The sequence below is a fragment of the Piscicoccus intestinalis NBRC 104926 genome (assembly GCF_001515525.1).
Lineage (GTDB): Bacteria > Actinomycetota > Actinomycetes > Actinomycetales > Dermatophilaceae > Kineosphaera > Kineosphaera intestinalis.
The window spans coordinates 1-3,707 of sequence record NZ_BCNQ01000027.1 but is presented as its reverse complement, the minus strand read 5'-3'; the positions used below and the strand labels follow the sequence as shown (position 1 = coordinate 3,707).

General features: G+C 73.5%; 4 protein-coding genes and 1 pseudogene. All 5 read left to right on the top strand.

All coding sequences use genetic code 11. The features are described 5' to 3' along the window. Window positions 1–150 precede the first annotated feature (150 nt). The gene (locus PINTE_RS06680; protein WP_084343326.1) at window positions 151–714 is read left to right on the top strand and encodes a MarR family winged helix-turn-helix transcriptional regulator; all 564 of its coding nucleotides are present in this window, start codon (window positions 151–153) and stop codon (window positions 712–714) included. Window positions 715–818: 104 nt separating this feature from the next. Continuing rightward, on the top strand, window positions 819–2,189 hold the full coding sequence (hemL, locus tag PINTE_RS06675) for a glutamate-1-semialdehyde 2,1-aminomutase (protein WP_068427740.1): 1,371 nt from the start codon (window positions 819–821) through the stop codon (window positions 2,187–2,189). Further along, entirely contained in the window at window positions 2,186–2,869 is a 684-nt protein-coding gene (locus tag PINTE_RS06670) for a histidine phosphatase family protein (protein ID WP_068427738.1), read from the top strand. Before hemL ends, PINTE_RS06670 begins: the two co-directional genes overlap by 4 nt. 30 nt (window positions 2,870–2,899) lie before the next feature. Further along, window positions 2,900–3,517, top strand: a complete 618-nt coding sequence (locus tag PINTE_RS06665) for a TlpA family protein disulfide reductase (protein ID WP_084343327.1) — start codon at window positions 2,900–2,902, stop codon at window positions 3,515–3,517. Beyond that, window positions 3,517–3,707: pseudogene (locus PINTE_RS06660) on the top strand (cytochrome c biogenesis protein CcdA); the annotation flags it as partial. The gene PINTE_RS06665 and the pseudogene PINTE_RS06660, both read left to right, overlap by 1 nt.

Genomic DNA, 3,707 nt, shown 5'->3' with positions numbered 1-3,707 from the left:
TTCGGCCATGGTGGGGTGGGTGGAGGGAGGGCATCGTTCGATGGAGGCGAGGCATCCTTTGGTTGAGTTCGGCGGGTGCTGCCACGGGGCGGGCGCGCGGTGGCAGCGACGGGCGTGCCCGGGTGCCGTGGGCGGCGCTACGGTGGCGAAATGCACGCCACGGATCCGGACGAAGTCGGCGCCGAGGGCGCCTGCCGCGGTGCCGAGAACCCCTGGCTGACCGATTCCGAGCAGGGCGTGTGGCGGGCCTATCTGCGCGGGAGCCGGCTGCTCACCGAGGCGCTCGAACACGACCTGCAACCACACGGCGTGAGCCTGTCGGAATACGAGATCCTCGCGCTGTTGTCCGAGGCGCCCGGTGAAGGCATGCGGATGTCGGTGCTCGCCGAGATCGTCGTCTACTCCCGCAGCCGGTTGAGCCACACCGCCATGCGCCTCGAGCGTCGCGGCTACGTGCGCCGCGAGCGCATCCCCGGCGACCGGCGCGGAGTCGGGCTCGGCCTCACGTCGCGGGGGCACGACCTCATCCTGCGGTTGGCCCCGGTGCACGTGCGCGGGGTGCGCGCCCACCTCGTCGATCTGCTCGATCCGGCGCAGCTACGCACCCTCGGCCACGTGATGACCCGCGTGCAGGAGGCCATCGAAGACGGCGAGCCCACCGAGTCCACCGAGTCCACCGAGTCCAGCGAGGCCAGCGAGTCCACGCAGCCGTAGTCCACGTAGCCCGGCTGGCCCACGCGGGTGCCGAGGGCTGCCGGGTCGGCCTGACGTGCGGGGCCCTCTCGTGCGGCGCCGTCCACGGTCGGCATGATGGCCCCATGACGCCGGCACCAGAGCAGACGACAGCGCAGACTCCCTCTCGGGTGACGCAAGCCTCCGCCGCCCTCATGGAACGGGCCCTGGCGGTCACCCCCGGCGGGGTGAACTCCCCGGTCCGGGCCTTCCGCGCGGTCGGTGGCACGCCCCGCTTCATCGCCTCGGCGAGCGGCCCGTGGCTCACCGACGCCGACGGCAACCGCTACGTCGACCTCGTCGGCTCGTGGGGCCCGATGATCCTCGGCCACACCCACCCCGACGTGCTCGCCGCCGTGCAGGACGCCGCGACCCGCGGCTTCAGCTTCGGCACCCCGAGCGAGAACGAGGTCGCGCTCGCCGAGGAGATCGTCGCCCGCGTCGAGCCCGTCGAGCAGGTGCGTCTCGTCAGCAGCGGCACCGAGGCGACGATGAGCGCGGTGCGCCTGGCCCGCGGGGTCACCGGCCGGTCGACCGTCGTGAAGTTCGCCGGCTGCTACCACGGGCACGTCGACGCCCTCCTCGCCCACGCGGGCAGCGGCGTCGCGACGTTCGCGCTGCCCGACTCCGCGGGCGTGCCGGCGAGCGCCGCCGGCGAGACGATCGTGCTGCCGTACAACGACGTCGACGCCCTCGAGGCCGCCTTCGCCGAGCACGGCGAGAAGATCGCCTGCCTCATCACGGAGGCGTCGCCCGGCAACATGGGTGTCGTGCCGCCGCAGCCGGGGTTCACCGAGGCGATGCGGCGCATCACCCGCGAGCACGGGGCGCTGCTCATCTCCGACGAGGTGATGACCGGCTTCCGGTGCAGCCCCAGCGGCTGGTACGGCCTCGAGGGGCCGTACGAGAGCGGCGCCCCCGACCTGTTCACGTTCGGCAAGGTCATGGGGGGCGGCTTCCCGGCCGCGGCGTTCGGCGGCCGCGCCGACGTGCTCGCCCAGCTCGCGCCGCTCGGCCCGGTGTACCAGGCCGGCACGCTGTCGGGTAACCCGATCGCGACCGCCGCCGGGCTGGCCACGCTGCGCGGCTGCACCCCGCAGGTCTACGAACGACTCGCCGCCACCGCGCGCACCATCGCCGACGCCGCCTCCGCCGCCCTCACCGCCCAGGACGTGCCGCACACCGTGCAGTGGGCCGGCTCGATGTTCAGCGTGTTCTTCCAGTCCGGCACGCCGGCGCCCGTGCTCGACTACGACGGCGCCCGGGCCCAGGACCTGCCCGCCTTCGCCGCGTTCTTCCACTCGATGCTCGAGCAGGGCGTGCACCTGCCGCCGAGCGCGTTCGAATGCTGGTTCGTCTCCGCGGCCCACGACGACGAGGCGATCGGCCGGGTGCTGGACGCGCTGCCGGCCGCTGCCAGGGCTGCTTCAGACTCCCGTGACAGGATGTCCGGATGACCGCGAGCCAGACCCCCGCCGATGCCCGCGGGCGACGCGACGTCGTGCACCTGCTGCGCCACGGCGAGGTCGAGAACCCCGAGTGCCTGCTGTACGGCCGCAGGCCCGGGTACCACCTCTCGGCGCGGGGGCGCGCGATGGCCGAGCTGGTCGCCGAGCACCTGGCGGACGCCCCGATCGGGCTGGTCACCGCCTCCTCGCTGGAGCGCGCTCAGGAGACGGCGGCGCCGATCGCGGCGGCGCACAACCTCGGCGTACACGTCGACGATCGCGTCATCGAGGCCGGAAACCACTTCGAGGGCAAGCGTTTCGGACACGGAGACGGGTCGCTGACCCACCCCGCCAACTGGCGGCTGCTGTACAACCCGATGCGCCCGTCGTGGGGCGAGCCGTACGAGCGCATCGCTGCCCGCATGCTCGCCGCGATCGACTCCGCCCGGACCGCGGTGCACGAGCTGTACGACGGCGGCGAGATCGTCATCGTCTCCCACCAGCTGCCGATCTGGACGATCCGGCGCTTCCTCGAGGGGCGGCGCATGTGGCACGACCCGCGCAACCGGCAGTGCTCGTTGGCGTCGCTGACGACCCTGACGTACGTCGGGGACCGCCTCGAATCGATCGGGTACAGCGAGCCCGCCGCGGCCCTGCTGCCCGGTGCGGCGACGGTTCCGGGGGCGTGAGCGAGACGGTGATACAGCGGTGACACGGTGGTGAGCGGGGGACTGTCCCGGCGGGGCCTGCTGCGCGGGGCGCTCGGGGCCGCGGGTGCGGTGGGCCTGGCACTGACCGCGGCGTGCTCGGACGCCGGCTCGGTCAGCGAGCAGGCCAAGCGCGGCGACGACAAGGGCTTCATCGCCGGAGACGGCACGATCGAGCAGCTCGGTGCGGACCAGCGGGGCGCGCCGGTGCAGCTGTCCGGAAACCTGCTCGACGGCACGCCCTGGCAGATCTCGCAGGCGGCGGGCCGGGTGCTCGTGCTCAACGTCTGGGGTTCGTGGTGCGAGCCGTGCGTCGCGGAGGCCCCCGTTCTCGTGGCGGCCGCGAAACAGCTGACCACCGCGCACGACGACGTCGAGTTCCTCGGCATCAACGTGGGGGAGAGCCCGCAGACCGGGGCGGCCGGCGCCAAGGCCCTCGGCCTGCCCTACCCGTCGCTGTCCGACCAGTACCGGGGGCTGGGGCCCGCGCTGCAGAACAAGGCCACGGCGACCCCGACCACGCTCGTGCTCGACCGCGAGGCGCGCATCGCCGCCCGCATCTCCGGGGAGATCCCCAGCGCCACCACCCTGACGACGATCGTGGAGTCGGTCGTCGCCGAGGCCACCTGATGGGAGACGGTCTGGGCGCCGTCGTCGCCGACGGCAACGTGCTGCTCGCGGCGGCGCTCGCGGTGCTCGCCGGAGCGGTCTCCTTCGCGTCGCCCTGCGTGTTGCCGCTCGTGCCCGGCTTTCTCGGCTACGTCACCGGCATGGGGGAGGCGGCGGTTCCCCGCAGCGCGTCGCGGCCGGCCGGAACCGC